Annotated in this window: 22 protein-coding genes and 1 tRNA gene; 10 read left to right on the top strand and 13 right to left on the bottom strand. The window is 72.4% G+C overall.

All coding sequences use genetic code 11. From position 1 onward, the window contains the following. Positions 1–55: 55 nt before the first annotated feature. Together ACFY2B_RS23375 and ACFY2B_RS23370 are read right to left on the bottom strand one after the other, a co-directional pair. Positions 56–898 (bottom strand): MurR/RpiR family transcriptional regulator, encoded by an 843-nt coding sequence (locus tag ACFY2B_RS23375; RefSeq protein WP_390765017.1) that lies wholly within the window; start codon positions 896–898, stop codon positions 56–58. Continuing rightward, complete coding sequence (locus ACFY2B_RS23370) at positions 898–2,403, bottom strand: aromatic amino acid ammonia-lyase (protein WP_390765016.1); 1,506 nt, start codon at positions 2,401–2,403, stop codon at positions 898–900. The genes ACFY2B_RS23375 and ACFY2B_RS23370 overlap by 1 nt, the downstream gene beginning before the upstream one ends. A 434-nt stretch (positions 2,404–2,837) precedes the next feature. Between ACFY2B_RS23370 and ACFY2B_RS23365 the strand changes: the two genes are divergently transcribed. Both ACFY2B_RS23365 and ACFY2B_RS23360 read left to right on the top strand, forming a co-directional pair. Beyond that, positions 2,838–3,521, top strand: coding sequence for a carbonic anhydrase (locus ACFY2B_RS23365; protein WP_390765015.1), 684 nt, complete (start codon positions 2,838–2,840; stop codon positions 3,519–3,521). Between the two features lie 211 nt (positions 3,522–3,732). Continuing rightward, positions 3,733–4,164: a hypothetical protein gene (locus ACFY2B_RS23360; protein ID WP_390765051.1), complete on the top strand. Its 432-nt coding sequence runs from the start codon at positions 3,733–3,735 to the stop codon at positions 4,162–4,164. Positions 4,165–4,740: 576 nt separating this feature from the next. On the opposite strand, the gene ACFY2B_RS23355 is transcribed toward ACFY2B_RS23360, so the two are convergent. After that, positions 4,741–6,132: a cystathionine beta-synthase gene (locus ACFY2B_RS23355; RefSeq protein ID WP_390765014.1), complete on the bottom strand. Its 1,392-nt coding sequence runs from the start codon at positions 6,130–6,132 to the stop codon at positions 4,741–4,743. A 160-nt stretch (positions 6,133–6,292) separates the two neighbouring features. Here ACFY2B_RS23355 and ACFY2B_RS23350 point away from each other — a divergent pair, with 160 nt between their 5' ends. The 3 genes from ACFY2B_RS23350 (at position 6,293) to ACFY2B_RS23340 (ending at position 9,930) form a co-directional block, all read left to right on the top strand. Then, positions 6,293–7,330 (top strand): SGNH/GDSL hydrolase family protein, encoded by a 1,038-nt coding sequence (locus tag ACFY2B_RS23350; protein WP_390765013.1) that lies wholly within the window; start codon positions 6,293–6,295, stop codon positions 7,328–7,330. A 191-nt stretch (positions 7,331–7,521) separates the two neighbouring features. After that, the gene (locus tag ACFY2B_RS23345) at positions 7,522–8,742 is read left to right on the top strand and encodes an acetyl-CoA C-acetyltransferase (RefSeq protein WP_390765012.1); all 1,221 of its coding nucleotides are present in this window, start codon (positions 7,522–7,524) and stop codon (positions 8,740–8,742) included. Positions 8,743–9,132: 390 nt separating this feature from the next. Continuing rightward, a complete protein-coding gene (locus tag ACFY2B_RS23340; protein ID WP_390765011.1) occupies positions 9,133–9,930 on the top strand; it encodes a hypothetical protein in 798 nt (265 codons plus the stop codon). Between the two features lie 64 nt (positions 9,931–9,994). Here the strand turns inward: ACFY2B_RS23340 and ACFY2B_RS23335 are convergent, their stop codons facing one another. After that, complete coding sequence (locus ACFY2B_RS23335; protein WP_390765010.1) at positions 9,995–10,306, bottom strand: hypothetical protein; 312 nt, start codon at positions 10,304–10,306, stop codon at positions 9,995–9,997. A gap of 99 nt (positions 10,307–10,405) precedes the next feature. Here ACFY2B_RS23335 and ACFY2B_RS23330 point away from each other — a divergent pair, with 99 nt between their 5' ends. After that, a complete protein-coding gene (locus ACFY2B_RS23330) occupies positions 10,406–10,636 on the top strand; it encodes a DUF4287 domain-containing protein (protein ID WP_376532123.1) in 231 nt (76 codons plus the stop codon). A 166-nt stretch (positions 10,637–10,802) separates the two neighbouring features. On the opposite strand, the gene ACFY2B_RS23325 is transcribed toward ACFY2B_RS23330, so the two are convergent. The 3 genes from ACFY2B_RS23325 to ACFY2B_RS23315 all read right to left on the bottom strand — a co-directional run bounded on the left by ACFY2B_RS23325 (position 10,803) and on the right by ACFY2B_RS23315 (position 13,897). Next, positions 10,803–11,669, bottom strand: coding sequence for a Bax inhibitor-1/YccA family protein (locus ACFY2B_RS23325; protein ID WP_390765009.1), 867 nt, complete (start codon positions 11,667–11,669; stop codon positions 10,803–10,805). Between the two features lie 228 nt (positions 11,670–11,897). Next, on the bottom strand, positions 11,898–13,073 hold the full coding sequence (locus tag ACFY2B_RS23320; RefSeq protein ID WP_390765008.1) for a 4-hydroxybenzoate 3-monooxygenase: 1,176 nt from the start codon (positions 13,071–13,073) through the stop codon (positions 11,898–11,900). A gap of 224 nt (positions 13,074–13,297) precedes the next feature. Beyond that, entirely contained in the window at positions 13,298–13,897 is a 600-nt protein-coding gene (locus ACFY2B_RS23315) for a CGNR zinc finger domain-containing protein (protein ID WP_390765007.1), read from the bottom strand. Between the two features lie 326 nt (positions 13,898–14,223). On the opposite strand from ACFY2B_RS23315, the gene ACFY2B_RS23310 reads away from it, so the two are divergent. Then, entirely contained in the window at positions 14,224–15,444 is a 1,221-nt protein-coding gene (locus tag ACFY2B_RS23310; protein WP_390765006.1) for an MFS transporter, read from the top strand. Here the strand turns inward: ACFY2B_RS23310 and ACFY2B_RS23305 are convergent. Further along, on the bottom strand, positions 15,441–16,190 hold the full coding sequence (locus ACFY2B_RS23305; protein WP_390765005.1) for a class I SAM-dependent methyltransferase: 750 nt from the start codon (positions 16,188–16,190) through the stop codon (positions 15,441–15,443). The two genes, ACFY2B_RS23310 and ACFY2B_RS23305, sit on opposite strands and share 4 nt — an antisense overlap. A gap of 307 nt (positions 16,191–16,497) precedes the next feature. On the opposite strand from ACFY2B_RS23305, the gene ACFY2B_RS23300 reads away from it, so the two are divergent. Continuing rightward, the gene (locus tag ACFY2B_RS23300) at positions 16,498–17,463 is read left to right on the top strand and encodes an alpha/beta hydrolase (protein ID WP_390765004.1); all 966 of its coding nucleotides are present in this window, start codon (positions 16,498–16,500) and stop codon (positions 17,461–17,463) included. 103 nt (positions 17,464–17,566) lie between these two features. Here the strand turns inward: ACFY2B_RS23300 and ACFY2B_RS23295 are convergent, their stop codons facing one another. The 4 genes from ACFY2B_RS23295 to ACFY2B_RS23280 all read right to left on the bottom strand — a co-directional run bounded on the left by ACFY2B_RS23295 (position 17,567) and on the right by ACFY2B_RS23280 (position 21,644). After that, a complete protein-coding gene (locus ACFY2B_RS23295; RefSeq protein ID WP_390765003.1) occupies positions 17,567–18,394 on the bottom strand; it encodes an alpha/beta fold hydrolase in 828 nt (275 codons plus the stop codon). Between the two features lie 233 nt (positions 18,395–18,627). Beyond that, positions 18,628–19,779 carry an oxalate decarboxylase family bicupin gene (locus ACFY2B_RS23290; protein ID WP_390765002.1) on the bottom strand — a complete coding sequence of 384 codons (1,152 nt, stop codon included), beginning with the start codon at positions 19,777–19,779 and terminating at the stop codon, positions 18,628–18,630. A gap of 282 nt (positions 19,780–20,061) precedes the next feature. Then, positions 20,062–21,369: an Nramp family divalent metal transporter gene (locus ACFY2B_RS23285; protein ID WP_390765001.1), complete on the bottom strand. Its 1,308-nt coding sequence runs from the start codon at positions 21,367–21,369 to the stop codon at positions 20,062–20,064. After that, positions 21,366–21,644: a hypothetical protein gene (locus ACFY2B_RS23280; protein ID WP_390765000.1), complete on the bottom strand. Its 279-nt coding sequence runs from the start codon at positions 21,642–21,644 to the stop codon at positions 21,366–21,368. The genes ACFY2B_RS23285 and ACFY2B_RS23280 overlap by 4 nt, the downstream gene beginning before the upstream one ends. Positions 21,645–22,107: 463 nt before the next feature. On the opposite strand from ACFY2B_RS23280, the gene ACFY2B_RS23275 reads away from it, so the two are divergent. Continuing rightward, a complete protein-coding gene (locus tag ACFY2B_RS23275; RefSeq protein WP_390764999.1) occupies positions 22,108–22,932 on the top strand; it encodes a BTAD domain-containing putative transcriptional regulator in 825 nt (274 codons plus the stop codon). Between the two features lie 34 nt (positions 22,933–22,966). Beyond that, entirely contained in the window at positions 22,967–23,182 is a 216-nt protein-coding gene (locus tag ACFY2B_RS23270) for a hypothetical protein (RefSeq protein WP_390764998.1), read from the top strand. 128 nt (positions 23,183–23,310) lie between these two features. Here the strand turns inward: ACFY2B_RS23270 and ACFY2B_RS23265 are convergent. Then, positions 23,311–23,395: transfer RNA gene (locus ACFY2B_RS23265), tRNA-Leu, on the bottom strand. Positions 23,396–23,586: the final 191 nt, after the last annotated feature.

Raw genomic sequence — 23,586 nt, 5'->3', positions numbered from 1 at the left:
GGTCACCACCCCTGGTCACCGTCCCTGGTCACCGTCCCCCGTCACCACCCCCGGCTCACTCCACGAACAGCCCGCGCGCCGCGGCCCTGGTGTCGAACTCCTCCAGCCGTGCCTGCGCGTCCGGCAGGTCGTCGCACATCGCTTCCAGCAGCACCCGCCCCAGCAGCATCGGCGCGCACACGGTGTCGAAGGCGAGCCCGGTGCCGACGGCGGCGGGCAGCAGCAGGTCGGAGTGGCGTGCGACGGGCGCGAACGCCGAGTCGGCGACGGTGACCACGGTCAGCCCGGCCTCCTTGGCATGCGCCAGGGTGTCGACGACCTCCCGCGGGTGCCGCGGCAGCGCGAAGCACAGCAGCGCGCTCGCCCCCGCCCGGACGGCCGCGTCGATCCGGTCGTGGATCATGGAGCCGCCCTCGTTGAGGAGCCGTACGTCCGGGTGCACCTTGGCGGCGAAGTACGCGAATCCGTACGCCTGCGAGGCGGCGGCGCGCAGCCCCAGCACCAGCAGCGGCCGGGAGGCGGCCAGGGTCCGGCCCGCCTGCTGCACCGGCCGCGGGTCGGCCAGCACCTCCGCCAGATGCCGGAGGTTCTCGATCTCGGCCTCCACGGCCTGCTGGTACTCGTTGGACGACGCCGCGTCCACGGCCGGTTCGGCGGGCACGACGTCCCGCAGGTGCCTGCGCAGGGCCGGGTAGCCGTCGAAGCCGAGGGCGACGGCGAAGCGGGTCACCGACGGCTGGCTGACCCCGGCCAGTTCGGCCAGCTCCACGCTGGACAGGAACGGCACGTCGGCGGCCCGCCGCACCATGCTGTGCGCGATGCGCCGCTGGGTCGGCGTGAGCCGGTGTCCCTCGAAGAGCGTCTGCAAACGGGTCGCAGGGCTGTCGGTCACGCTCATCACGCCTTCCCCCTCCAGATGTCCGTCAACCGGTCGAGCAGGCCGGCCGCCGCCGTCACGTCGTCCGTGAGCGGCCGGTCGGCCGGGTCCTCGTCGAGCACCGGTTCGGCGAGCGCCAGCGCCCGGCCCACCGGCAGGTCCGGATCGGGCCTGAGGCCGCGCTGACGCAACGCCCGTACGGCGGCGACGAGTTCACAGCCCACCACCAGACGGTACGCACGGCAGGCGCGCAGTGTCTGGCGCGCGGCGAGCGAGGCGAAACTGGCCTGTTCCTCGACGCCTCGGGAGAGTACAGCGTGGCCGAGTGACGCGGGTGCGGAGAAGGCCCGCAGATCGCCGAGGGCGGCCCCGGCGGCGTACTCCAGGATCATCACTCCGGAGGAGGCCGGCTCGGGGTCGGCGAGGAAGGGGCGCAGCCGGGTGTAGGCGGGCTCGTTGAGGGTGGACAGCCGGGAGGTGGAGAGCCGGGCGACCTGGGTGAGGGCCAGCCTGAACTGGTCCAGGGCGAGGACGAGTTGGGCCTGGTAGAAGCCGCCGTGGTGATAGGCGGTCAGGTCGGCGGGCGAGATGAACGGGTTCTCGGCGGCGGCGTTGAACTCGACGTCGAGGACCGCCTCCAGCGAGTCCGCCGCGTCGTGCGCGGGCCCGTGTATCTGGGGCAGGCAGCGGAAGCCGTACGGGTCCTGGATGCGGCCGAGCGGCGGTGTCGGCCGGTCGGCGGCCCCGATCAGCTCCCGCATCCGGCGGGCGACCTCGACGCTGCCGCGGTGCGGACGGGCGGCGTGCACGGGGGCGGCGTACGCCTCGTGCGAGCCGTCGACCGCGAGCAGGGAGAGCGCGGCGACGACCTGGGTGGCGGCGATGAGGCCGCGCAGTTCGTGCAGGGCGAGCGCAGACTGTCCCAGGGTGAGCGCGTTGCTGCTGATCAGGGCGAGGGCGTCGTTGTTGTCGAGGGGCTGGGGCGCCGGGGCGCCCGACCCCCGCCAGGGATGCTCCCCGGCCAGGGCGAGACCGAGCTGGGCGAGCGCCGCTATGTCGCCGGTGCCGACCGAACCGAACTCGTTGACGACCGGGTGGGCACCGTTCTCCAGCGCCTCGCACAGCGCGGTGACGACACCGGGCCGCAGTCCGGCGCCGCCGGCCAGCAGTTGATTGGCGCGGACGGCGAGCATCGCCCGTACCTGCCGGGCCGGGAGTTCGTCACCGATGGCGCCCGCGTGGCTGCGCAGCAGGCGCAGGCCGTGACCGGCGGCGGTCTCGGTGGGCACGTCCTCGGTGCGGTTGGCGCCCACGCCGGTAGAGCGGCCGTAGACGCGTCCGGTGGCGGCGATCTTCCGGGCCGCGTTCCAGGACTCCTCCGCGCGCCGCATCGCGTCGGTCCCGGGGACGGGCCGCGCGGTCCCGTCGGCGAGGCGTACGACGTCGTCGACACCGAGGCCGACCCCGTCGAGAATCACCAGGCCGCTGTGCACGGCCCCCGGCACATCGACGATCCGGGACGACATCACGCTCAGACTCCCCTCAGACCAGGACAGTCGATCTCGGCCTTCGGCCGTCCGTTGCCGCGGACCGCCGCTGAGGCATCGACAACATCGACAACATCGACAACACGACAACATATTCAGACACGAAGAACTCTGCATGATGCTATACAGCCGGGCAAGGGACTCCTCGCCGGAGATGTCGGAGGGGGCGCGGCGGCACGGTCCGGCGGAGGTCCGGAAGTGATCCGGCGCCCCGGCCCGGCCCGCCGCGCGGCGCCGCGCGATCCGTACGCCGGGGCGGAGGACGTCCGCGCCGGTGACCGGTCAAGAGGCGGTATCGCGGTGGCGACGATGCACCGACGAGTCGGCCAAGGATCCTTAAACGACCACTCAGAGTCATCATTCGCATGCATAACGTGAGCAGGCGCTGCAAGCACGATCTCTGAGGAAGCGTCATGGTCCCGAACCGCAGGGCCTTCCTGACGGCCACCGCCGTCGGCGCGCTGGCCGCCGCCTCCGCGACAGCGGCGGCGGCCACGCCCGGCCCCCTGTCTCCTCCCCCGCCCACCACGCCCACCGCGCCCACCGCCCTGGACGAACTGCTCGCGGGCAACCGGCGGTACGCCACCGGCCGTCCCCGCCACCCGCGCGAGGACCGACGACGGCGCCGGGTGCTGGCCGCCGAGCAGCACCCCATCGCGGTGGTCGTCGGCTGCGTCGACTCCCGCGTACCGCCCGAGCTGGTCTTCGACCAGGGGCTCGGCGACCTGCTGTGCACACGGACCGCCGGCCAGGTGCTCGACGAGGCGGTGCTCGCCTCCGTGCAGTACGGCGTGGAGGAACTGCACATCCCGCTGGTCCTGGTGCTCGGGCACGAGCGCTGCGGTGCCATCGCCGCCACCCTGGAGCACCTGCGGACGGGCGCACCGGTACCGGGGCACCTGCGGCTGCTGGTCGACGAGATCACCCCCGCGGCCCGCCGGACCCGGTCGGCGCCCGGCGACTGGGCCGAGCAGACCATGCGCGCCCACACCGCCTGGGTGCGGGACGCCATCCGCGCGGACCCGGCGTTCGACCCGGCGCACATCGCGGCGGCCCGCTGCGACCTCGACACCGGGGTGGTCTCACTGCTGCCGTGAGGCTGCCCCCTGAGGCCGGGCGCTGAGCCCGCGGCCCCGCGGGTCCGCGGTCCGCGCCGCCCGCGCACGGCGCCGCGTGCCCGCCGACCGCGCCGGCGTCCCGACCGCGCCGACATCCCGGCCACTCCGGCGGAGGGCGTCCCGGCGGCAAAGGGGGGCTAGCCCCAGTGCGACCGGCCCGCCCGATCCCTACCGTGGCCGTATGACCGGAATGGAAGCGCAGGACACCGACCTGAAGAAGGAACTCGACGCCACCCTGCACGCGCGCAGGGAACTCGGCGAGGACTACGAGTCCGCGCTGGTCGATTCCTTCCTGGAGAAGGTCGAGCAGCGCATCGACGGCGCGGTGGAGCGGCGGGTGCGCAGGCAGCTGGCCGAGCAGCAGTTGCAGGTGGCGCGCGGTTCCCGGTCCCCGAAGGCGACCGACTCCTGGGGAGAGCGGTTCGGCTTCGGCATCGTCTCGCTGGTGCTCGCGGTCCCGCTGTCGGCGATCGGCGGTGGCGTCGCCCATCTGCCCGGTCTGATCGTGGCCTGGGCGGGCATCGTCGGCGTCAACGTGGTCCAGGCGGCACGCACCGCGCCGGGTCTGTTCGGCCGGCTGCGCCACGGCGCACGCTCCGGGGGCGACGACTGGGAGGAGTGACGGCCGCGGGCCGGTCCCCGCGGCCGGAACCGCGGCGCGGGGGAAGGAGATCGCCGAGACCGCGGCGCCCGGGAAAACCGCCGGAACCACAGCGCCCGGACAGCACCGGCGCCCACCCCCGCGCCGGGGAGAGAAGCGCAGCGCGGCTGCGGCGCCTTGTTCGCCTTGAGGGCGTTGCTGAGGGTGCTGCAGTGGTCGTTCGCGCAAAGGGCGGAAAAGTAACGCGCGGGGACCGCCGCACCCCCGTTGCCGGGGGGCGGGACGACGGCGGTCCCCGCGAAGGACGCGGGCCGGGTCAGGGCCGGGCTTGCGCGTCCATGGCGTCCATGGAGGTCCGGGAGCCGCTCCGGAGGTCCTGGGCGCCGTTCGGGCGCCGGCCGGGGCGGAGAGCCTCCCCCAGTGCTCCATGCCTGGGAGGTGGTACCCCCGTCGCCCTGCCGACACCCACCAATGTGCCGGACGCGTGTTAAGCGGGTGCTGCGCGCACGTGACACGCTCGTACACCTTCCGGGACGGCTCCGAAGGCGCAGGACACCGCGAGTTCGCCGCCGCCCCGGTCCGTTCACCGGGGTGTCGCTACTGCTTTCCGCCCCTGGCGAGGAAGGCCAGCAGGTCCTGCCGGCTGACCACGCCGGTCGGCTTGCCCTCGACCAGGACGATCGCCGCGTCCGCCGCTTCGAGCACCGACATCAGGTCGGCGACCGGCTCCCCCGAACCGACCTGGGGCAGCGGGGCGCACATGTGCTTCTCCAGCGGGTCCTCCAGCGAGGCCCGGTTGCTGAAGAGGGCGTCGAGCAGTTCCCGCTCCACCACCGAGCCCACCACCTCGGCGGCCATCACGTCGGGGTGCCCGGCGCCCGGCTTCACCACCGGCATCTGGGAGACCCCGTACTCGCGCAGCACGTCGATGGCCTGTCCGACGGTCTCGTCCGGGTGCATGTGGACGAGGGACGGGATGTGGCCGCCGACCTTGTCCCTGAGCACGTCGCCGACGCGGGCGCTGGGACCGGTGTCCTCCAGGAAGCCGTAGTCGGCCATCCACTCGTCGTTGAAGATCTTGCTGAGGTAGCCGCGCCCGCTGTCGGGCAGCAGGACCACCACGACGTCGTCGGGACCGAGGCCCTCGGCGACCCGCAGCGCCGCCACCACCGCCATGCCGCAGGAGCCGCCCACCAGCAGGCCCTCCTCCTTGGCCAGCCGGCGGGTCATCTGGAAGGAGTCCTTGTCGGACACGGCGACGATCCCGTCGGCGACGGTCCGGTCGTAGGCGGTCGGCCAGAAGTCCTCACCGACGCCCTCGACCAGGTAGGGCCGCCCGGAGCCGCCGGAGTAGACGGACCCCTCCGGGTCGGCGCCGATCACCTTGACCCGGCCGTCGCTGACGTCCTTCAGATAGCGGCCGGTGCCGGAGATGGTGCCGCCGGTGCCGACGCCCGCCACGAAGTGGGTGATCCGGCCCTCGGTCTGCGCCCACAGCTCGGGCCCGGTCGAGTGATAGTGCGAGAGGGGGTTGTTGGGGTTGGAGTACTGGTCCGGCTTCCACGCCTTGGGCGTCTCGCGCACCAGCCGGTCGGAGACGTTGTAGTACGAGTCCGGGTGCTCGGGTGCCACGGCGGTCGGGCAGACGACCACTTCGGCGCCGTACGCCCGCAGCACGTTGATCTTGTCGGTGCTCACCTTGTCCGGGCACACGAAGATGCAGTGGTAGCCCTTCTGCTGGGCCACGATGGCCAGACCCACACCGGTGTTCCCGCTGGTCGGCTCGACGATCGTGCCCCCGGGCTGGAGCTCCCCGCTCTGCTCGGCGGCCTCGATCATGCGCAGGGCGATGCGGTCCTTCACACTGCCGCCCGGGTTGAAGTACTCGACCTTGGCCAGGACGGTCGCCCTCAGGCCCCTGGTCACGCTGTTGAGCCTCAGCAGCGGGGTGTTGCCGACGAGGCTGATCATCGAGTCGTGGAATTGCACCGTTATCTCCGGTTGCTTGCAAAAAGAGTGGTCGTCGTGGTGCCGTCAGCCTAAGGCCGCAGGCCCGTACGAGAAGGTCGTTCACTCGCTGTTGGGATTGGCCGACGGGCGGTACGGGGCAAGGTCTCGATGAACGGCAAGGAGGAGGTGACGGCGTCGTATGACGAGCATGTCGAGGGCGAGGGTGGCCCGGCGGATCGCGGCCGGCGCGGCGTACGGGGGCGGCGGGGCCGGGCTGGTCGGGGCGGCCGCCGTCGGTCTGCTGCTGGCCGAGGTGCAGCTGGCCAAGCGCCATGTCGGCAACGGCACGGCCGACCGGGTCCCGTCGGCGGAGGGGCTGTACGGCCGGGCCTACGCCGTCCCCGGCGAGCCACCACTGCGGCTGATCATGCTCGGCGACTCCACGGCGGCGGGCCAGGGGGTGCACCGGGCGGGCCAGACGCCGGGCGCGCTGCTCGCCTCCGGTCTGGCGGCGGTGGCGGAGCGCCCGGTGGAGCTGCGGAACGTCGCCCTGCCGGGCGCGCAGTCGGACGACCTGGACCGTCAGGTGGCGCAGGTGACGTCCGGGGGCGACCCGGTGCCGGACGTCTGCGTCATCATGATCGGCGCGAACGACGTGACCCACCGGATGCCGCCGACCCGCTCGGTGCGGCATCTGTCGGCGGCGGTCCGGCGGCTGCGTACGGCCGGCGCCGAGGTCGTCGTGGGCACCTGTCCCGACCTGGGCACCATCGAGCCGGTGCAGCAGCCGCTGCGCTGGCTGGCCCGCCGGGCCTCCCGGCAGCTGGCGGCGGCCCAGACGATCGGGGTGGTGGAGCAGGGGGGCCGCACGGTGTCCCTCGGCGACCTGCTGGGCCCCGAGTTCGCGGCGAACCCGCGCGAGCTGTTCGGCCCCGACAACTACCACCCCTCGGCCGAGGGGTACGCGACGGCGGCGATGGCGGTGCTGCCGACGGTGTGCGCGGTCCTGGGCCTGTGGCCGGCGGACGAGGAACGTCCGGACGTGTCGCGGCACGAGGGCTTCCTGCCGGTCGCCCGAGCGGCGGCGGAGGCGGCGTCCGAGGGAGGTACGGAGGTCACGGCGGCGATGCCGACGGGTCCCCGGGGACCGTGGGCGCTGCTGAAGCGGCGGCGCAGGCGGCGGGTCAACGAGCCGGAGCCGGCCTCCGAGCCCTCTGCGTCGGCGCAGCCTTCGTGACGGGAGCCGTCGCCCCCGGCGGGCGGGCCCGCCGCTCCTGCGGCGGGCCGGCCGGGGGCCGCCCCGACAGCGGAAAAGCAAGCGCTTAGAAAACTGCGGCCAGGGTCACACCGCGCCGCCGGTGACCGCGACGGTACGTACGGGTAGCTTCGCAGGAAGCCCTGTCCCCGCCCGATCGCCCTGGAGCCGTGATGCCCGAAGCCGTCATCGTCTCGACCGCCCGCTCCCCCATCGGCCGCGCCCGCAAGGGCTCCCTGACCGAGCTGCGCGCGGACGACCTCACCGCCACGGTCATCCAGGCCGCCCTGGCGAAGGTCCCCGCACTGGACCCGAAGGACATCGACGACCTCATGCTCGGCTGCGGCCTGCCCGGCGGCGAGCAGGGCAACAACCTCGGCCGGATCGTCGCCGTACAGATGGGCATGGACCACCTGCCCGGCTGCACGATCACCCGCTACTGCTCCTCGTCCCTGCAGACCAGCCGGATGGCCCTGCACGCCATCAAGGCCGGGGAGGGCGACGTCTTCGTCTCGGCCGGGGTCGAGACGGTGTCCCGGTTCGCCAAGGGCAGCTCCGACAGCTGGCCGGACACCCACAACCCGGTCTTCGCCGAGGCCGAGGCCCGCACCGCCGCGGTCGCCGCCCAGGAGGGCACGACCTGGCACGACCCGCGCGAGGACGGTCTCGTCCCGGACGCGTACATCGCGATGGGCCAGACCGCCGAGAACCTGGCCCGCTGGAAGGGCATCACCCGGCAGGAGATGGACGAGTTCGGCGTCCGCTCGCAGAATCTCGCCGAGACGGCCATCAAGAACGGCTTCTGGGAGCGCGAGATCACCCCGGTGACACTCCCCGACGGCACGGTGGTCGCCAAGGACGACGGCCCCCGCGCGGGCGTCACCCTGGAGAGCGTCCAGGGCCTCAAGCCGGTCTTCCGCCCGGACGGGCTGGTCACCGCGGGCAACTGCTGTCCGCTGAACGACGGCGCCGCCGCGGTGATCATCATGTCCGACACCAAGGCGCGCGAGCTGGGCCTCACCCCGCTCGCCCGGATCGTGTCGACCGGGGTCTCCGCACTGTCCCCGGAGATCATGGGCCTCGGCCCCGTGGAGGCGTCCCGGCAGGCGCTGCGCCGGGCCGGTCTGACCATCGACGACATCGATCTGGTCGAGATCAACGAGGCGTTCGCCGCCCAGGTGATCCCCTCCTACCGCGAACTCGGCGTCGACCTAGACAGGCTGAACGTCAACGGCGGCGCCATCGCGGTCGGCCACCCCTTCGGGATGACCGGCGCCCGCATCACCGGCACCCTCGTCAACTCGCTCCAGTGGCACGACAAGCAGCTCGGCCTGGAGACGATGTGCGTCGGCGGCGGCCAGGGCATGGCGATGGTCCTCGAACGCCTGAGCTGACGGCATGCCTGACCCGACGGCGCCCGGGGCCGGCCGCCACGGCCCTGGGCGACGACCGGCCGTCACCGCCCGCACGGCGACCGACCACCGCGGCGCCCGCCCCGGCGAACGTCGCGGTCCCGCACGGTGACCGTCGTGGGACCCGACGTGACCGTAACGGCCCGGCGTTCGCAGCAGAACCGAACGCCGGGTCGATTTGTGATCCAATCTCCCCCAGGATGTGACCTATCTCCCTTCCGGGAGATATCCCGCAGGTCAGAGCGGTTGTGGAGGTAAACCCCAGGCCCAAAGTCCTGTCCGTTTCGTGACGTTACGCACTGACAGCTGGTTAGTCCGCCCTTCAAGCTGATGTAGGAAGTCGGGGGTCGACTTTGAACCGGGAGTACGTCAGTGAGCGCCATGCCGATCGCCTTGCTGCTCACCACGGCCGCCACGGGCGCCGTGGGCGTCGCCGTCCTGCGCACCGTTCTCGTGCTGCGCCGCCAGGTCACGGCCCTGCACACCCAGCTCGCGGAGAGCCAGGCGGCGGCCGCACGCGCCCTGCTGCCCGCCGCCCGCACCACCACCGACACCGAGCAGATACGCGCCGCCGTCGCCGAGGCGCTCGCCGAGGAACGGGAGCGTGAGCTGGCCGAGGCGCGCGCGTTCTGGGCCGCGCAGGAGGCCCGGGACGCCTCCGACGCGCCCTCGCTGCTGGGCCTCGCCGACAATGAGCCGTTCCTGCCCCGGCAGACCGACTTCGCGGGCCTGGAACCGGTCGCCGAGCCGCTGGCCGAGCCGGCCACGGAGGCCGACGAGTTCTCCGGCGGAGACTCCCCCGAGTTGGCCGCGGCCCGCCGCCGGCACCCCTCGCACCCGGACTTCGTGCCGGTGCAGTCACCGGTCGTGGGCGACCACGAGCGCACCCTGTCCACCCTGGAGGAGCTGGCCGAGTCCAGCGTGGAACTGACCGACGTCCGGCCTGGCCCGCTCGGCACCCTCGACGTCTATGTCTTCGCCGACGGCACGACCCTGTGCATGACGCCCGGCCACCGCGAGACCGCGGAACACCTGGCGGCGGCCCTGCGCTCCGGCGAGGCACCGGTCCTGCTGGGCGGCTCGGGCATCTCGGGCGCGTACACGCTGACGTTCGCCTGCGGCGAGGAGACCGTGTACATCCTGGCCGACCGGGTCATCACGTCCCTGTAGACCGTCCGCGGCCCCGCCCGTCCGCGCTTGCGCGGTGCGTACGGTGGGCTCTCCGGCACGTCCGCTACACGCCCGCGCGCTGCCGGGCCTCGTCGACCAGGCGCACCGCCTCCGCGACCTCGGTGTCGCTCCGCAGGACCAGGGCGAGGTCGTGTCCGGCCACGGTGATCTGGTCCGCGGCGGCGAACATACCGGCGTCCGGCATCTCCCGCGGCTCCACCGCGGGGTCCTCGATCCGCTGGGCGCGCACGGCCAACTCCCTTGCCAGACCCAGCGCCTCGGCGGCGGCGCTGCGCTGCAAGCGGCTCTGCGGGGCCGCGCGCAGCCGGTCGGCGAAGTGATCCACGGCACGAGTGAGGGGCGTCGTATCTACCACGCGGTGAGCGTAACGCCTCTTACCAGGAGTGTTGCCAATGTGCCAACACTCAGGCACGGTGACGTGAAGGACTGGCTTCGAATGCGTCCGGAGGCGCCGATGTCCGAAGTCTTCTCGGAAGAGACCCACCGAAATCTGCTCGCCCGTATCCCCCGCTGCACCGGTCGTGAAGTGTCCGACTGGTTGCGGACCGTCGACGAAGGCCCCGCCCTCTTCCGCTTCGAGGAGAAGGTCAGCTGGCTCCGCCACGAGCACAATCTCGCGTACGGCCATGCCAAGGCGCTTGTTCATGAGTACGACTTGAGGCGGGCCGCGCGCAAACTTCTCTAGCGCGTGCGTCCACCACGCCGAAGGGCCCCGGGAAAACCCCAGGGCCCTTCGCGCTGTCACCGGCCGGTCGTTCACGACCGGCAGCCGGACGGATCCCGACGGCCGGACGGCTACCGGCTACCGGCTACCGGCTACCGGCTACCGGCTACCGGCTACCGGCTACCGGCTAATCGTTGCTACTGAAGATCGCCACGAGTCGCAGCATCTCCACGTAGATCCAGACAAGGGTCAGGGTCAGGCCGAACGCGGCGAGCCACGCCTCCTTGCGCGGGGCGCCGTAGGCGATGCCGTCCTCGATCTGCTTGAAGTCGAGGGTCAGGAAGAACGCGCCGAGCAGGATCGCGATGATGCCCACGATCGCGCCCAGCGGACCGAAGCTGCGCAGCCCGCCGTCACCGGCGACACCGAACGCCACCAGCAGCAGGTTGACCACCATGACCAGCACGAACGCCATGGCGATGGCCATGCCGATGCGGGCGTAGCGGGCAGTGACGCGGATCCAGCCGGCCTTGTAGACGACCAGGGTCGCGGCCGAGACCGCCAGGGTGCCGAGCACCGCCTGGAACGGGGCACCGCTCCACCGGCTGTTGTACATCTCGCTGATCACGCCGAGGAAGACGCCTTCGAAGGCGGCGTATCCCAGGATCAGCGCGGGGGACGGGGTGCGCTTGAAGCTCTGCACCAGGGCCAGGACCATCGCGATCAGCGCGGAGCCGATCGCCAGGCCGAAGCTGCCGGACGAGACCGGGAGCAGGGCCCAGGCGAGGACGGCGCCGAGGGCGACCACGCCCAGCGTGGTGGCCGTGCGCATGACGACGTCGTCCATCGTCATCCGGCCGGCGGCGGCCGGGGCCTGCGGCGGAGCGCCGTGCTGCTGGGTCTGCTGGGCGTAGGGGTTCGTCGCGTACGGGTTGCCGCCCTGGGCGTACGGGTTGCCCGTCGCGTACCCGGCCTGCGGCGCGGTGTTGAAGCCCGCGTAGCCGTTGTCGCGGCTGAACCCCCGTCGCGAGAAGACCGGGTTGCTGCTCCTCATTTCACTCCTCCACGGCCACCCTGCGCGGCCTTGGCTCAAGAGTAATAGGTTGGCAAAGGATAGACCCTAGTACCTGGGGAGGATCTTTTCCCAGCCGTGCTCGCAACACGCTACGCGGAAGCCCCATTCCCGGCCACGGAGAGCGGCATTCCATGACAGTTCCGCTACACGTCCGTTCGGCCGAATTACCGAACGGGCGTTCGACAAAACGGCCCATCGCGGGGCGCGTCAGTCGAGCGGGAATCCCGTGTAGCCCTCGGCCAGGTCCGTCCGGGCCGCCCGGTTGGCGGCGATGCGCTCCAGCCGGGCCAGCTGGAGGCGGTGCTCGAAGTCGGTGGCGTCCGGGGCCGGGTGCAGCAGGGTCGTCATGTCGTAGGAGAAGCGCTCCGCCTGCCAGACGCGGCGCAGGCAGGTGGCGGAGTAGGCGTCCAGGAGCCCGGCCGAGCCGGTCTCCTGCCGGTGGGTCAGCGCTCGGGCGAAGGTGACGACGTCCCCGACGGCGAGGTTCAGCCCCTTGGCGCCGGTGGGCGGCACGATGTGGGCGGCGTCCCCGGCGAGGAAGAGGCGGCCGTACCGCATGGGCTCGTGGACGTAGGAACGCATCGGCGTGACCGACTTCTGGGTGATCGGGCCGCGCTCCAGCCGCCAGCCGTCGGCGGTCTCGAAACGCCGCTCCAGCTCCGTCCAGATGGCGTCGTCGCTCCAGTCGGCGGCGTCCGTGTCCGCCGGCACCTGGAGGTAGAGGCGGGAGACCCGCGGGGAGCGCATGGACAGCAGGGCGAAGCCGCGGTCGTGGCGGGCGTAGACCAGTTCGTCGTGGGAGGGGGCGACGTCGGCGAGGATGCCGAGCCAGCCGTAGGGGTAGGTCCGTTCGAAGGTCCGGGAGAGCGCGGCGGGGAACGCCGTGCGGGCCACGCCCCAGAAGCCGTCGCAGCCGACGACGTAGTCGCATTCCAGGACGTCCTCGCGGCCGTCGTGCCGGAACGGTACGCGCGGGCGGGCGGTGTCGGCGTCCTCCACGGCCAGCGCCTCCGCCTCGAACAGCAGCGGTCCGCCTTCCTCCAGCTGGAGGGCGATGAGGTCCTTGCAGACCTCCGTCTGGGCGTACACCATCACGGACCGCCCGCCGGCCAGCCCGGGGAAGTCGACGCGGTGGCGCTGCCGGGCGAACCGCAGCTCGATCCCGTCGTGCCGCAGCCCCTCCCGGTCCATGCGCTCGCCGGCGCCCGCCGCGCGCAGCACGTCGACCGTGCCCTGTTCCAGGATTCCGGCCCGCTGGCGGTGCTCGACGTAGGCGCGGTCGCGGCCCTCCAGGACGACCGAGTCGATGCCGGCGACGTGCAGCAGCCGGGCGAGGAGGAGTCCGGCGGGTCCGGCTCCGATGATGCCGACGGTGGTACGCATCGGTCGTTTCCCTTTCCACGGTGTCACGGGGTCACGGTGTTCGGCGGCTCGCACCGGCGAGCCGTGCGGGCGGCCCCGGTGCGCCTGGCCGAGCCGCTGTGTTCGGCGCTGCGTACGCCTTCACTTGTTCGCCTGGTGAAATTTACTTCACCATTCTGCTTCCGTGAGTCTGCGACCCCGCCCGCCGGGTGTCAACAGGCTGCGCCTGTGCCCCGGGGTCGGCCTCACCTGTTCGAAGCCTCCGGGGCTCCCGGGGCGGCGCGGGCGCGGTGGGCCGCCACGCGCTCGCGGGTCGCGCAGCGGCGGGAGCAGTAGCGGCGTTCCGGGCCGCTGCCCTGGGTGATGAAGACGTCGTGGCAGGCGGCCGACGCGCAAACGCGGCCGGGCGGGCGCTGGCGGTCCCAGACGAGGACGGTGAGCGCCATGCAGGACGAGGCGAGGAACCACTCGTCCCAGGGGGCGTCGTCGGCGCGGTCGAGATGCGGGTGCCAGGGCGTGCCGCCGCCGTGCGAGGTGAGCCGGAGCCGTCCGGTGTGCGCCCGCAGCAGCCCGTTGAGCGCGGTGGCAGCGGCGTCGGCGTCCTCGGCGGCGAAGACCTCCCGCAGCCGGGCGGCGGCGCCGCGCATCAGGTCGACGTCCCGCGCCGTGAGGTCGAGGGGATCGCTCTCCCCGTGCTCGCGGAGCACCCGGGCGACCTCGGCGGGGTCGGGGGCGTCCGGGCCGAGCACGTTGACCAGGGCGGCGGTACGGCGCGCCATGGTCAGCACGGAGTGCCGGGTGGACCAGTCGTCGGTGGTGGTGGACACCGGTCGAATGTAACGCATATTGCGGAGTTTTCCGTTACCCCCCTAACGTCTCGCGCGTGAGTGAACGTGAGCGTCGCGCGACGCGTCGCAGCTCCCGCCGCGGCCCGCTCGCCCATCTAGTGCCTCGGCAGGCAACGTTTGCCCGTCAAGGAGCGGCGTTCGGTGCGTGCTCTGGGGGTCCCCCTGCTCGAAGAGCTTGGGGGAGTGCCGGCCGGAAGTCCTCGTACTGGACGTACTTGGGCTTTCGGCCGGTGCGGCGAGAGTGCGTGCCGGGCGTCGCGACGGGGCGAACGTTGCCTGTCGGGGCACTAGCCGGGGCGCTGGCGGCCCGTACCGGGGACGAGATGTCGGGACCCGCGCTGATGCTGGCGGGACTCGCCCGTACCGGATCGGCCGCCGCGGCGGCGGCCCTGCTCGCGGGCGTCACCGTCGCCGCGGCCGTGGGTGGCCCGGTACTGGGCGCGCTGCTCGACCGGGTGGCGCGGCCCGGCCGCCTGCTGGCCACGGCACTCGTGCTGTACGCGGCGGGTCTGACGCTGGTCCTGCTGGGACTCGGGCGGCTCCCGTTCCCGCTCAGCCTGCTGCTCGCGGTGGTCACGGGGCTGCTGGGTCCGGCGCTGTCCGGCGGCTGGACGGCCCAGCTGCCGCACGTCGTGCCCGCCGACCGGCTGCCCCGGGCGAACGCGCTCGACGCCATGACATTCGGCGCGGCGAGCCTGGCCGGACCGGCCCTCGCGGGCGGCGCAGCGGCGGCGCTGGGGGCACCGACGGCCGTCCTGCTGGCAGCGGCCCTCATCGGGGTGGCGGCGCCCACGGCCTGGCTGCTGCCCACCCGGCCCACGGGGACGGACGGCCCACGCGCCGCCTCGTTGTCCTCTTCCCCACCCGCCGCCCTGCCGACTTCCACGCCCTCCTCCCCACCCACCTCCGCGCCCTCCTCCCCGCCCGCCTCCGTGTCGGCCGGGGTCGCCGCCGGTCTGCGGGCCGTTGTCGGCAGGCCCCGGCTGGCCCGGGCCACCCTCACCTCGGTCGTGGCCTGCATCGGTCAGGGCATGGTGACGGCCTGCCTCCCGCTCCTGGGTGAGCGCGCCCTCGGCGGAGCCGACCGCGGCGCGGCGCTCCTGTCCTGCGCGGCGGCCTCCGCCCTCGCGGCCAACGCCCTGCTCGCCCGGTTCCCGCGCACCGTCGCCCCCGACACGGTCGTGTGGGCCGGGTGCCTGCTCCAGGCGACGGCAACGGCGCTGGCCGTGCCCGGCCGTCCGGTCCCGCTGATCGCCGCCGCAGTCCTGACGGGAATCGCCGAAGGACCGTCCCTGACCGCCCTGTTCGCGGTGCGCCACCGGGAGGCCCCGGCCGGGTTGCGCGGCCAGATCTTCACCACCGGCGCCAGCCTGAAGATCACCGCCTTCGCGCTGGGCGCGGCCCTCGCCGCCCCGCTGGCCGCCCGCTCCCTGCCCCTCACCATGACCCTGGCGGCGGCCACGGCAGCGGCGGCGGCCCTGGCGTTCTCGGCGTTCTCGGCTCTCCCGACTTCGCGGCGCGACGGCGCCGTACGACGTCCCTAGGCGGCCGGCCGCACGACGGTCAGGCCGCACCGGTAGGGCTCGTCGAGTGCGCCGGCGGGGAAGTCCCGCACCAGCGCGGTGTGGTTCGCGCCGAGGATGTCGGCGCGCTCGGCGGGATCCATGATCACGAAGTGCGAGTGGGTACCGAGGTTGCGGGTGTGCTCGTCGACCGTGATCCGGCGCGACCAGGTGAACTCGCGGGTGGCCACCTGGACCGGATACGCGGTGAACAGCTCGGCCACGGTCGTCGGGAAGCGGCGGGTGAAGGGCGCGAGCCGTTCCTCCTCCTCCGCGACCCAGGCGACGCGGAGGTCGGCCTGGTTCCACCACAGGGCCAGCGCCCCGTGCGGGCGCAGGACGCGCAACGCCTCGGGAACGGAGCGGGCCGGATCGGTCCAGTGCCAGCTCTGCGCATAGGTGATCACGTCGAAACTGCCGGCCGCGAACGGCAGGGCTTCGCCCTCGCCCCGTACCAACGGGACCTCCGGCTCGGCCCGGTGCAGTTCTCCGGCCATGCCCGCGCCCGGCTCCAGGGCGACGACACGGGCTCCCCGCTCGCGCAGCAGCCGGGTGGCGATACCGGTGCCGGCTCCGCAGTCCAGTACGTCGGCCCCGGCCAGTCTCCGGCCGGCGAGTTCCGCCACGGCGTCGAAGAGGTCCGGCGGATAGCCGGGGCGGGCGCCCGCGTACTGCGTGGCGACACCGTCGAAGGACAGGGCGCGGGCCCGGTTCGCGTCGGATGCCATGATCACGACCTTTCGTCGCCCGGTCCATGGTCCACGGTCCATGACAAGTCGGCAAGACCCTGACCGCACGCACCACGGGCAGGCATCCGTCACGGCGACCGTCACCACGGGCACCACGGGCACCACGGGCAAGTGATCACGCCTCGCCCGCCCGCCTGTCCGCCTGTCCGCCCGCTCCGTTCAAGCGCCCACAACACCATGCCAGGCATTTTAGTTGTGCACGACTCAGTAGTGCACTACTATTCTGCCCGTGCCCAGCCGGACCGGCCGGGTGCACCGAGCATCGACGTACCGCAGGAGGAGCCCCATGTCCGAGCAGACCGGCCGTCCCGTGCTGGAACCCGCCGCCGCCGCGTTCGCCGAGGCCACCGCCAACCCGCCCTACCTCTTCGACCTCGGCCCCGTCGAGGGCCGCAAGGCCGTCGACGACGTCCAGTCGGGCGCTGTCGACAAGCCGCGGGTCGACGAGGAGTGGATCACCGTCCAGGGCGGACCCACCGGATCGGTCAAGGCCCGTGTCGTCCGGCCGGCCGGCGCCGACGGCCCGCTGCCCGTCGTCCTCTACATCCACGGCGCGGGCTGGGTCTTCGGCAACGCGCACACGCACGACCGCCTCGTGCGCGAACTCGCCGTCGGCACCCGTGCCGCCGTCGTCTTCCCCGAGTACGACCTCTCACCCGAGGCCCGCTACCCCACCGCCGTCGAGCAGAACTACGCCGTAGCCCGCTGGATCGTCACCGACGGCCCGGCGAAGAACCTCGACGCCACCCGCATAGCCGTCGCCGGCGACAGCGTGGGCGGCAACATGGCCGCCGCCCTCACCCTCATGGCCAAGGACCGCGGCGACGTCCCCCTCGTCCAGCAGGTCCTCTTCTACCCCGTCACCGACGCCGCCTTCGACACCGGCTCCTACCACCAGTTCGCCGAGGGCTACTTCCTGCGCCGCGACGCCATGCAGTGGTTCTGGGACCAGTACACGACCGACCCCGAGGACCGCGCCCGGATCACCGCCTCCCCGCTGCGCGCCACCACCGACCAGCTCACCGGTCTGCCGCCCGCCCTCGTCATCACCGCCGAGGCCGACGTCCTGCGCGACGAGGGCGAGCGCTACGCCGGCAAGCTCCGCCAGGCCGGCGTCCCCGTCACCGCCGTCCGCTACCAGGGCGTCATCCACGACTTCGTCATGCTCAACGCCCTCCGCGAGACCAACGCCGCCGAGGCCGCCATCACCCAGGCCGTCACCACCCTCCGCACCGCCCTCGGCACCGACTGAGCGGCGCGCGCACGCCCCTCGGCACCGACTGAGCGGCGCGCGTCCGGCCCGCCGCACACCGGGCACACCGGGCGCGGCGGGCCGGACCACGGCTCCGCCGGGGTCAGCGGCGCAGGAACTCCAGCAGGTCGGCGTTGAACCTCTCCTTGTAGCCGGGCACCATCGCGATGCCGTGGCTGCCGCCCTCGTACACCTTCAACTCGGCGTCCGGGATGATGTTCACGGACTTGCGGGCGGTGGCGTCGATGGGTACGACCTGGTCGTCGTCGCCGTGCACGATCAGCGTGGGCACGTCGAACTGCTTCAGGTCGTCGGTGAAGTCGGTGTACGCGAAGGCGTCCACACACTTCACCCCGCCCTCGATGGTCTCGGCCATGGCCATGTGCCAGAACGCGTCGCGGTTGCCCTGGGTGACCTTGTTGCCGGGCCGGTTCGCGGAGAAGAACCCTTCCGAGGTGTCCTTCCAGAACTGCGAGCGCTCCGCGAGGATGCCCTGCTTGAGCTGCTGGAAGACCTCGTCCGGGACGCCCTCGGGGTTGGCCGCGGACTTGAGCATCAGCGGGGGGACGGCCGACAGCAGGACCGCCGAGCGGATCCGGCCGGTGCCATGGCGGCCGATGTAGCGGGCCAGTTCGCCACCGCCCATGGAATGCGCGACCAAGGTGACGTCACGCAGGTCCAGGGTGGTGATCAGGTCGTTGAGATCGTCGGCGAAGGTGTCGAAGTCGTAGCCGCCCCACACCGGGGTGGAGCGCCCGTGGCCGCGCCGGTCGTGCGCGATGCCGCGGTAGCCGGCATCGGCGACCGCCTTCAACTGGTCCTGCCAGGCATCGCCGTTGAGCGGCCAGCCATGGCTGAAAACCACGGGCTGGCCGTGCCCCCAGTCCATGTAGAAGATCTCGACTCCGTCTCGGGTGGTACACGTGGGCATGGTCAGTGCCTCCGGTCTTCCTGGACGTACCCCCCTTCTCCACCACCCTGCACGCGCCACCGACGGTGTGCACCTCGGCCGCCCCATCGGCGGGAGACGGACCCGGACGTCCGGGCACACGGCACGCGCCCGGACGGACACGGAGCGTACGACGAGCCCGGCAGGCCCCCTGGGGCCCTCGCGGAGGGAGGCCCCAGGAGTCGCCGCCGGGCGGGGTGATCGGCCGGACCGCGCTAGGGGCGGAAGTTCGGCTGCTTCTCCTTGCGGAGCGAGTTCATCACGGTGTCGTTGAGGTTGAGGTGGTGGCGGACCAGCTCGCTGGGGGTGAGCGCCATCCACTGGGCCAGGCTGACGTCCTCGAAGCGGGGCGCCAGGAACATTTCGAGCAGCTTCAGCGGGGTGTCGCCGGTGTTCTCGATGTAGTGGCCCATGGCGAACGGGACGTAGCCCACGTCCCCGGCCTGGTAGTCGAACGTCCTGTTGCGCCCCGAGTCGGCGAAGACGCCCATCCTTCCCTGCCCGGAGAGGTAGTACTGCCACTCGTCGTTGGTGGGGTGCCAGTGCAGTTCCCGGATGGCGCCGGGCTCGATCTCCACCAGCGCGGCCGACGTGGTCGTCGACGCCTCGAAGTTGCGTGAGTCGACGACCCGGGCCGTGCCGCCGCTGGTGGCCACCGGCGTCTGGGAGTCCAGGCTGTGCTTGAAGCTGCGGGGCACGTCACCGCTCGGGCTGAGAATCCGGTCGGATTCGAGCGACGGCGGGACCTGGCCGTTGAACATGTACAGCTCGGAGGTCGGGAGCGAGGAGAAGTCCTCCTCGCGGACGCCGAAGTTCTTGGCCAGCACCGACCGGGGCGTGTGGGCGAACCAGTCGCTGATGAGGAACGTGTTGTTCTCGGAGAATCCGCCGTCGTTGAAGACGAGAAGGAACTCGACGCCCTCGTCCAGCGCCTGGATGTGGTGCGGTATCCCCTGCGGGAAGAACCAGAGGTCGCCGGCCGAGACGTCTTCGAGGAAGTTCCGGCCTTCCTGGTCGACGGCGCTGATCCGGCACTTGCCCTCCAGGACGTAGGCCCACTCGGACTGCTTGTGCCAGTGCAGTTCCCGGATCGCTCCGGGCTTGAGCCGCATGTTCACGCCGGCGAGGGTGGTGGCGATCGGCAGTTCGCGCTGGGTCACCTCGCGGGCCCAGCCGCCGTCGTCGAGTCGCATGTGTGCCTGGCTGAAGGAGAACTTCAGGTTCGGCACGGTGCCCGAGTCGGTCTCGGGCGGGACAAGGATGTTGGGGTTCTGGAGGTCCATCTGCGTGTTGCGCGGGCCGTCGTCGGTGGCCCCCTGGCCGTCCCGGATGGGCTGCGGCACCTCGCGCGTGGGGGTCTCGGTCATGGCGGAGCCCTGCCTTTCTGATGTGGGGTGGCCTGGCCGACCGTTTCTGACGGTCCGTCATGCCAGTGGGTCGGAGCCTGTGGCGGTCGCGGTGGTCCGGGGCCGCGGCGGTCCTAAGCGATCGGTCGGAACGGTCGGTCGGAGCAGCCCAGCCCTTCGGGTCGGTCGGAGCCGTCCTTCGGGTCGGTCGGTCGGAGCGGTCCTTCAGGCCGGTCTCCGGGTTCAGGCCGGTCGCGGCGGTCGGATCGGGTCGGGTCGGGTCGGGTCAGGTCAGGTCAGGTATCAGCCGCCTTTCACCATGGTCACGATGAGATAGGCGTTCAGGCAGATCACCAGGGCGCACACGAGAGCGCCGGCCGCGGTGGTGACGGGCCGGTTGGCCAGCGGGCCCATGAGGTCCTTGCGCCGCGTGATGACGACGAGCGGAAGCAGGGCGAAGGGGATGCCGAACGCGAGGACGACCTGGCTGAAGACGAGCGTGGAGGTGACGGGAAGCCCGACGCACAGCACGAGCAGCGCCGGTGCCATGGTCACGAGGCGCCGTGCGAGGAGCGGGACGCGCCGCCGCAGGAATCCCTGCATCACCACCTGCCCGGCGCACGTCCCCACGCTCGCGGAGGAGATGCCGGACGCGAGCAGCGCCACCGCGAAGGCCATCGCCGCTCCGCCGCCGACGGTCCGGCCCAGGTCGGCGTGTGCGGCGGTGATGGCGTCCAGACTCCCGAGGTCCGTGTCCTGGAAGAGAGCCGCGGAGAGGCAGAGCATGCCGAGGTTGACGGCGCCCGCGAGGGTGAATCCCACGGCGCAGTCGATCCGCAGGTAACGCAGCAGGAAACGCCGGTCGTTCGGCCCGTCCGCCCGCACCCGGCGCTGGGTGAGCGCGGAATGCAGGTAGACCGCGTGCGGCATCACGGTGGCCCCGACGATGGCCGCGGCGAGCAGCCCGGTGTCCGCACCCCGGAGGTCGGGCACCAGGCCGGCCGCGACGCCGGTCGCGGAGTGCCGGCCGACGGTCAGCAGGTCGTAGGCGAATCCGCACAGGACCAGGAGCAGCAGGGCGGACACGGCGAGTTCGAAGGTGCGGCAGCCTCTTCGCTGACAGGCCAGGACGGCGAACGACACCAGCGCCGTCACCAGCGCGGCGAGCGGGATCGGCATGCCGAACAGCAGGCTCAGCCCGAGCGCGGCACCGGCGAACTCCGCCAGGTCCGTGGCCATCGCGACCAGCTCCGCCTGCGCCCACAGCAGTCGGCTCAGCCACCGCGGTGCCAGCTCGCGGCACTGTTCGGGGAGGTTCCTGCCGGTGGCCAGCCCGAGCTTCGCCGACAGGTACTGCACGAGCAGCGCCATGACGTTGGCGAGTACGACGACCCAGACGAGCAGGTAGCCGGTGCGTGCGCCCGCCTCGACGTTGGTCGCCACGTTGCCCGGGTCGACGTACGCGACCGCCACGACGAAGGCCGGACCGAGCAGCGCCAGCCGGAACCGCCACCGGCCCCGGGCGCGGATGTCGGAGAAGTCTCCGAGGACCTGCGCGGTGTCGGCCGGGCCGACGGGACGTGCGGGCCGCGCGGTGACCGGAGCGCTCATCGCCGCCGCCCGGGATCCGGCCGGCCGGGCACGGAAGGTGCCGGCCGGTTGTGGACGAGGCGGCGGCTGGTCAGCCGGAACACGAGGAAGGCGGCGAGGAGCAGCCCCCGGCCGGGCATCTGGTGGGTCACGGCCAGGACGACGAGGAACATCAGCAGCGCGTCGTAGGTCCGGGCCGGAATTCCGGTGCGCCGCGGACGGAGGGTGCCGGCGCCCGGCAGGAGGCCCGCGCACCAGGGGGACGGAGGTGAGGATGTGGAGCGGTGCGTGAACACGGTGTCTCCTCTCGTCTCATGGCCGGTCCCCGATACCGGGTCACACGGGGAGCCTGGAGGAACCGGATCACCGAGTCGTCACCACGCCGTCACCCGCGCGGCGGGGCGCCTCCCGCGGGCAGGGGGCGGCCAGGAAGGCGCCGGTCCGTGCGCCGTGCGCACGGTCGGGGCGGGGACGTCCGGGCCCAGATGTGCGGACGGACCCACGGTGTTCCAATGGGAGGTGCGGCCCGCCCGCGCCGCCGCACCACCGGCCGGCGACGATCCGACGGTGCCCACGGCGGAGCCGCAGAGCATGTGTCACCACGAACTCCGCGGACACCAGGCACGCCGCGGACGCCGAGAACTCCGCGGACACCACGCACTCCGCGAACTCCCCGGACACCGCCGGGGCCACCGGACGTGCCACCCGGAGATTCCTCTTTCCGCCGGCGACGGCTTCTTCGCGGTCCGAGGAGACGCAATGGACGAGCACTCCGCCGAACAGCAGTCGCGCGACCTTCCCCAGCTGACGCTCATGGGCGGTTTCGACCTGCGGTACGCGGGACGGTCCGTGCCGGTCGCGCCCGCGGGCCGGCGCTTGCTGAGCCTCCTCGTGCTGAGTCGCCGCACGCTCACTCGGGAACACGTCGCCGGGAAACTGTGGCCCGACACCTGTGGCGACCGGGCGGCCGGCTCTCTGCGCTCGGCCCTGTGGCGGTTGCCCAGACCGGAACGGCCGCTGGTCGTCGCGACGGTGAGCACCCTTCAGCTGTCACCGGACATCGCCACGGATCTGGCGGCCGTCGAGGACACCCTGCAACGGGTGATCGTCTGGTCGGAACGGTCGGAACGGTCAGAGCCGCCGGGGCCGCCGGGACCGTCCGAACCGCCACGGCGGCCGGACGGGTACGCCGCGGCGCCGCCCCCGGACCTGGCGCCGGCGGACCACGCCCTGAGCAGCGACCTGCTGCCGGAGGCGTGGGACGAGTGGGTGATCGTCGAGCGGGAGCGGCTGCACCAAATGCGGCTGCACGCCCTGGAATCGCTCGCCCGGGGCCACCGGTCGGCCGGCCGGTTCGGCCGGGCGCTGGACGCGGCCCTGCGGGCAGTCGCCGGCGAACCACTGCGCGAGAGCGCGCACCGGCAGGTCATCGAGACCTACCTCGCGGAGGGGAACACCGGCGCGGCCCTGCGGCACTTCGGCGAGCTGCGCGAGCTGCTCCGTACCGAACTCGGACTCGAACCCTCCCCGGCGCTGTGCCGCCGCATGGACAGCGTGGTCGCGGCCCTGCGCACGCGACGGTGACGTTCGGGTGGCGGCGGCCCGCGACGCTGGAGCCATGACTGTTCCTGACACTCGCACCGGAGTACTCGTCATCCGTGTCTGGTGGGAGCCGGGACAGACCCCGGCTCTACGGGCCCGCCTGCTGGTCGCCGACAGCGCCCTGCACCCCCCTGTCGTCTACGCGACCGCCGCGGGTCCGGACGACGTCTGCCGGCAGGTGGCCGCATGGCTCCAGAGGTGGACCGAGAGCATCACGGCCCCGGGTGAGTGACCTCACCCGGCCTCACCCGGCCCCGGACCGCACCGGCGCATCCACCGGTGTTCCCGTCGTGCTTCCGCGGCAGGGCAAAAGTATGGCGCCGACCAGCCGTTTCCGCAGGTCAGCGCCGATGTACCAAGTGGTGCCCGGAACCGGACTTGAACCGGTACGCCCGCGAGGGCAGCGAGGTTTAAGCTCGCCGTGTCTGCATTCCACCATCCGGGCAGGCCTTGGCTCCGCTTTTCGGGGGTCCCGAGCCTATCGGGACGGCCCCCCTGAACAGCGGGCACGCGGACCGATGTTGTCTTATTTTATTGATGTCTGAGGGTGCATCAGACCACGGTACGGTCCATCCGCACTTGCCAATAGCGTGACGGCCGGTGGGTACGTGCGTACACGGAATGACGGAATTTCAC

Source organism: Streptomyces sp. NPDC001270 (genome assembly GCF_042896695.1).
Lineage (GTDB): Bacteria > Actinomycetota > Actinomycetes > Streptomycetales > Streptomycetaceae > Streptomyces.
This window is presented reverse-complemented; position numbering and strand designations above follow the sequence as displayed.

Excerpts from the sequence above, each read along its gene's own strand:
- ACFY2B_RS23275 (WP_390764999.1), top strand. The coding sequence starts at position 22,108 with ATGGACGAGCACTCCGCCGAACAGCAGTCGCGCGACCTTCCCCAGCTG.
- ACFY2B_RS23290 (WP_390765002.1), bottom strand. The coding sequence starts at position 19,779 with ATGACCGAGACCCCCACGCGCGAGGTGCCGCAGCCCATCCGGGACGGC.
- ACFY2B_RS23350 (WP_390765013.1), top strand. The coding sequence starts at position 6,293 with ATGACGAGCATGTCGAGGGCGAGGGTGGCCCGGCGGATCGCGGCCGGC.
- ACFY2B_RS23305 (WP_390765005.1), bottom strand. The coding sequence starts at position 16,190 with ATGGCATCCGACGCGAACCGGGCCCGCGCCCTGTCCTTCGACGGTGTC.
- ACFY2B_RS23300 (WP_390765004.1), top strand. The coding sequence starts at position 16,498 with ATGTCCGAGCAGACCGGCCGTCCCGTGCTGGAACCCGCCGCCGCCGCG.
- ACFY2B_RS23365 (WP_390765015.1), top strand. The coding sequence starts at position 2,838 with ATGGTCCCGAACCGCAGGGCCTTCCTGACGGCCACCGCCGTCGGCGCG.
- ACFY2B_RS23330 (WP_376532123.1), top strand. The coding sequence starts at position 10,406 with ATGTCCGAAGTCTTCTCGGAAGAGACCCACCGAAATCTGCTCGCCCGT.
- ACFY2B_RS23370 (WP_390765016.1), bottom strand. The coding sequence starts at position 2,403 with ATGTCGTCCCGGATCGTCGATGTGCCGGGGGCCGTGCACAGCGGCCTG.
- ACFY2B_RS23360 (WP_390765051.1), top strand. The coding sequence starts at position 3,733 with ATGGAAGCGCAGGACACCGACCTGAAGAAGGAACTCGACGCCACCCTG.
- ACFY2B_RS23315 (WP_390765007.1), bottom strand. The coding sequence starts at position 13,897 with ATGCGTTACATTCGACCGGTGTCCACCACCACCGACGACTGGTCCACC.
- ACFY2B_RS23345 (WP_390765012.1), top strand. The coding sequence starts at position 7,522 with ATGCCCGAAGCCGTCATCGTCTCGACCGCCCGCTCCCCCATCGGCCGC.
- ACFY2B_RS23375 (WP_390765017.1), bottom strand. The coding sequence starts at position 898 with ATGAGCGTGACCGACAGCCCTGCGACCCGTTTGCAGACGCTCTTCGAG.
- ACFY2B_RS23295 (WP_390765003.1), bottom strand. The coding sequence starts at position 18,394 with ATGCCCACGTGTACCACCCGAGACGGAGTCGAGATCTTCTACATGGAC.
- ACFY2B_RS23320 (WP_390765008.1), bottom strand. The coding sequence starts at position 13,073 with ATGCGTACCACCGTCGGCATCATCGGAGCCGGACCCGCCGGACTCCTC.
- ACFY2B_RS23310 (WP_390765006.1), top strand. The coding sequence starts at position 14,224 with ATGTCGGGACCCGCGCTGATGCTGGCGGGACTCGCCCGTACCGGATCG.
- ACFY2B_RS23270 (WP_390764998.1), top strand. The coding sequence starts at position 22,967 with ATGACTGTTCCTGACACTCGCACCGGAGTACTCGTCATCCGTGTCTGG.
- ACFY2B_RS23325 (WP_390765009.1), bottom strand. The coding sequence starts at position 11,669 with ATGAGGAGCAGCAACCCGGTCTTCTCGCGACGGGGGTTCAGCCGCGAC.
- ACFY2B_RS23285 (WP_390765001.1), bottom strand. The coding sequence starts at position 21,369 with ATGAGCGCTCCGGTCACCGCGCGGCCCGCACGTCCCGTCGGCCCGGCC.